General features: G+C 62.3%; 4 protein-coding genes and 1 pseudogene. 4 read left to right on the top strand and 1 reads right to left on the bottom strand.

Features of this window, described 5'->3' with window-relative positions; genetic code table 11:
- The 4 genes from EN994_RS19820 to hflX all read left to right on the top strand — a co-directional run.
- Positions 1 to 1307, top strand: a 1307-nt coding sequence (locus EN994_RS19820; protein WP_164746024.1) for a sigma-54 dependent transcriptional regulator, incomplete at its 5' end; no start/stop codon positions are given.
- A 98-nt stretch (positions 1308 to 1405) separates the two neighbouring features.
- On the top strand, positions 1406 to 2269 hold the full coding sequence (locus tag EN994_RS19815) for a D-amino-acid transaminase (RefSeq protein WP_027163475.1): 864 nt from the start codon (positions 1406 to 1408) through the stop codon (positions 2267 to 2269).
- 145 nt (positions 2270 to 2414) lie between these two features.
- Positions 2415 to 2660 carry an RNA chaperone Hfq gene (gene hfq, locus EN994_RS19810; protein WP_006202172.1) on the top strand — a complete coding sequence of 82 codons (246 nt, stop codon included), beginning with the start codon at positions 2415 to 2417 and terminating at the stop codon, positions 2658 to 2660.
- Positions 2661 to 4052: a GTPase HflX gene (hflX, locus tag EN994_RS19805; RefSeq protein WP_063168044.1), complete on the top strand. Its 1392-nt coding sequence runs from the start codon at positions 2661 to 2663 to the stop codon at positions 4050 to 4052.
- Between the two features lie 62 nt (positions 4053 to 4114).
- On the opposite strand, the pseudogene EN994_RS19800 reads toward hflX, so the two are convergent.
- Positions 4115 to 4352: pseudogene (locus tag EN994_RS19800) on the bottom strand (nucleoside triphosphate pyrophosphohydrolase); the annotation flags it as partial.

Below are 4352 nucleotides of genomic sequence, written 5' to 3'. Positions count from 1 at the left end.
CGGGCATACTGAGCGACGAAGGTCACGAAACCCGCACGGCATTCGATGCCGACAGCGCGCTCGCTGCTATAGCTGATCGCGCGCCGCGGCTGATTTTCCTCGACATCTGGCTGCAGGGCTCGCGTCTCGACGGGCTGGCGCTGCTCGACGAGATCAAGACGATGCATCCGACCTTGCCGGTGGTGATGATTTCCGGCCACGGCAACATCGAAACGGCGGTCTCCGCCATCCGTCGCGGCGCCTATGACTTCATCGAAAAACCGTTCAAGGCCGACAGGCTGATCCTTATTGCCGAACGTGCGCTCGAGACCTCGAAATTGCGGCGCGAGGTTTCCGACCTCAAGCTGCGCAGCGGTGAAACCTTCGATCTGATCGGCATGTCGTCGGCGATGAGCCAGTTGCGTCAGACCATCGAACGCGTCGCGCCGACCAACAGCCGCGTGATGATCATCGGCCCGTCTGGCTCGGGCAAGGAACTGGCCGCGCGCGCCATCCACACGCTGTCGGCGCGCAAGGGCGCGCCTTTCGTGACGCTGAGCGCCGCCAACATCACGCCCGAGCGTATGGAGATCGAACTGTTCGGCACCGAATCGAATGGCGTCGAGCGCAAGGTCGGCGCGCTCGAGGAGGCCCATCGCGGCATCCTCTACATCGACGAGGTGGCCGACATGCCGCGCGAGACGCAGAACAAGATCCTGCGCGTGCTGGTCGAGCAGCAGTTCGAGCGGGTAGGGGGAACCAAGCGGGTCAAGGTCGATGTCCGCATCATCTCTTCCACGTCGCAGAACCTCGAAGCGATGATCGCCGACGGGCGTTTCCGCGAGGATCTTTACCATCGCCTCGCGGTGGTTCCGGTCATCGTGCCGGGATTGGCCGAGCGGCGCGAGGATATTCCCTACCTCGTCGACAATTTCATGAAGCAGATCGCCCGCCAGGCCGGCATCAAGCCGCGCCGCATCGGCGACGACGCGCTGGCCGTGCTGCAGGCGCACAACTGGCCGGGCAACGTTCGCCAGCTGCGCAATAATGTCGAGCGCCTGATGATCCTGGCGCGCGGCGACGACGTCGATGCGCCGATCACCGCTGATCTGTTGCCGGCCGAGATCGGCGATGTCATGCCGCGCACCCCGAATCAATCCGACCAACACATCATGGCGCTGCCGCTCCGCGAAGCGCGTGAGCAGTTCGAGAAGGATTACCTGATCGCCCAGATCAACCGGTTCGGCGGCAACATCTCGAAAACCGCCGAGTTCATCGGCATGGAGCGCTCCGCTCTGCATCGCAAGCTGAAGTCCCTGGGCGTCTAAGCGCGACGTCCGACCAGCCGCGCGTGGTCCAACCATTTGCCGGTTACGCCCGCGGTGGAATCGCATAAGAAAGCCCGAGAATTTCTGAGGGGTCGCCAATGCCGCGCATTGCCTATGTCAACGGGCGCTATGTCACGCACGCCGACGCTGCCGTGCATATCGAGGATCGCGGCTATCAGTTTGCCGACGGTGTCTATGAGGTCTGCGAAGTGGCGCGTGGCTTCATCGTCGACATGCCGCGCCACCTGGCCCGGCTGAACCGTTCGCTGACCGAATTGTCGATCGCCTGGCCGGTCACCTCTCACGTGCTGCCGCTCATTCTGCGTGAGGTGGTCAATCGCAACCACGTCGCCAATGGCCTGGTCTACGTGCAGGTGACGCGCGGCGTGGCCAGCCGCGACTTCGTCTTCCCTTCCGCCGACACCAAGCCTTCGCTGGTGGTAACCGCCAGGAAGGCCGATCCTGCCGCTGGTGCAAAGCGAGCCGAGACAGGCATCGCCGTCATCACCGTGCCGGAGAACCGCTGGGACAGGGTCGACATCAAGACTGTCGGGCTGCTGCCCAATGTCTTGGCCAAGCAGAAGGCAAAGGAAGCCGGTGCGCAGGAAGCCTGGTTCGTCGACACCGAAGGTAACGTCAAGGAAGGCGGCTCGTCCAACGCCTGGATCGTCACCAGGGACGGCGTTCTGGTCACCAGGCCGGCCGAGCATGGCATCCTGCGCGGCATCACCCGCACGACCATGTTCGAAGTGGCGGCCAAGCTTGGCCTGAAGATCGAGGAGCGCGGCTTTTCCGTCGCCGAGGCCAAGACGGCACGCGAGGCGTTCATCAGTTCCGCAACGACGATCGCCATGCCGGTGGTGACCATCGATGGCGACACGGTCGCCAATGGGCACCCCGGCTCAATAACACTTTCGTTGCGGCAAGCCTTTTTTGACATTGCGGAAAAAAGTCCAGCCTGATAACCGCACAGGTGGAATGAACATCAATATATCTCGTTCTGCTTGTCGTTACTGACGACAAGACGGTGTTTGCGAGCTTGACATGCGCCCGTTAATTTGGCGCATTGGCTTGCAAACCGAAGGGGATCGGCGAAAGACAAGAACAATGGCGGAACGATCGCAAAACCTTCAGGACCTGTTCCTGAATTCAGTTCGCAAGAGCAAGAACCCGCTCACCATCTTCCTCATCAACGGCGTGAAGCTGACCGGCGTGGTCACTTCGTTCGACAATTTCTGTGTCCTGCTGCGCCGCGATGGTCACTCCCAGCTCGTCTACAAGCACGCCATTTCCACGATCATGCCGAGCCAGCCGGTTCAGATGTTCGATGGCGAGGAAAGCCAGGGCGCCTGATTGGCACGTGAGAAAGACGCGGACGCCACCGTTCGCGGGAAACCAGCGCATCACCCCAGGACTGAGGCCAAGGGCCCGACCCGGGCCGTGGTCATTGTGCCCGTCCTTACCCGCCACCAGCGCAACGACGACGAGACCAACCGCCCGCGGCTGATGCGTTCGGCTGATGCGCGTCACGACGAGGCCGTTGGCCTTGCCCGCGCCATCAACCTTGATCTGATTCACACCGCGGTGGTGACCGTCAACGATCCGCGCCCGGCGACGCTGCTCGGCAGCGGCAAGGTCGCCGAGTTCGCGGAAATCGTCAAAGAGGGACATGCGGAAGTGGTCGTCGTCGACCATCCGCTGACCCCTGTGCAGCAACGCAATCTCGAGAAAGAGCTGAACGCCAAGGTGCTGGACCGCACCGGGCTGATCCTCGAGATATTCGGCGAGCGTGCACGCACCAAGGAAGGCACGCTGCAGGTCGAGCTCGCCCATCTCAACTACCAGAAGGGCCGCCTCGTGCGTAGCTGGACCCATTTGGAGCGTCAGCGCGGCGGCGCCGGATTCCTTGGGGGCCCCGGCGAAACACAGATCGAATCCGACCGGCGGCAGTTGCAGGAAAAGATCATCAAGCTGAAGCAGGAGCTGGAAACGGTGCGGCGCACGCGCGACCTGCACCGCGCCAAGCGCAGGAAGGTGCCGTTCCCGGTGGTGGCGATCGTCGGCTACACCAATGCCGGCAAGTCGACGCTGTTCAACCGGCTGACCGGGGCGGATGTGCTGGCACAGGACATGCTGTTCGCCACGCTCGACCCGACGCTGCGCCGCGTGCGCCTGCCACATGGCACGCCGATCATCCTCTCCGACACGGTCGGCTTCATTTCGGACCTGCCGACACATCTGATCGCGGCTTTCCGCGCCACCCTGGAAGAGGTGGTCGAGGCCGACCTCGTGCTTCATCTGCGCGACATTTCCGATCCGGACACGGCCGCCCAGGCCGAGGATGTCGAGCGTATCCTTGCAGATCTTGGCGTTGACGCTGGTGATGCCAAGCGGGTGATCGAAGTGTGGAACAAGATCGACCGGCTCGACGAAGGCAACCGGACCCGGCTGCTTGCAGACGGCGCCGATGCCAACAAGGCGCCGCCGATTGCGGTGTCGGCGGTGACCGGCGAGGGCATCGATGCGCTGAAGGCGATCATCGAAACGCGGATGGCGGGCGAACTCGAAGACCTCACCGTGACGATCGAGCCGGCACAGTTCGGCCTTGTCGACTGGCTTTACCGCAATGGCGATGTGGTTTCGCGAAGCGACAATGACGACGGCAGCGCCACCATCTCGCTGAAGGCCACGCAAAGCGCGCGCGAAGAGATCGAAAACAGATTGCGTCGTAAAAACAACGGATAATCCGGAGCAGTTCCAGGAAAAGTGTATAGCGGTTTCCGTCGGGAGTTGCCCGAAAAGAGAGACTACTTCGCGGTCTTTGCTTCCTGCCAGAGCGCTTCCATCTCGGCCAGATCAGCCTTGTCCAGCGTGTTGCCGGCTTTCTCCAAAGCCTGCTCGACATAATGGAAACGTGAGCGGAATTTCTCGTTGGTGCCGCTCAGCGCTGCTTCCGAATCGAGCTTGAGGTGGCGACCGAGATTGACGACGGCAAACAGCATGTCGCAGAACTCGTCCTTGATCGAGGCGGTGTCGCCCTTGGCC

The organism is Mesorhizobium sp. M7A.F.Ca.CA.002.09.1.1 (genome assembly GCF_003998555.1).
GTDB lineage: Bacteria > Pseudomonadota > Alphaproteobacteria > Rhizobiales > Rhizobiaceae > Mesorhizobium > Mesorhizobium ciceri.
This window is presented reverse-complemented; position numbering and strand designations above follow the sequence as displayed.

Bases quoted from the DNA above. Each gene is read 5' to 3' on its own strand.
- EN994_RS19815 (WP_027163475.1), top strand. From the start codon at position 1,406: ATGCCGCGCATTGCCTATGTCAACGGGCGCTATGTCACGCACGCCGAC.
- hfq (WP_006202172.1), top strand. From the start codon at position 2,415: ATGGCGGAACGATCGCAAAACCTTCAGGACCTGTTCCTGAATTCAGTT.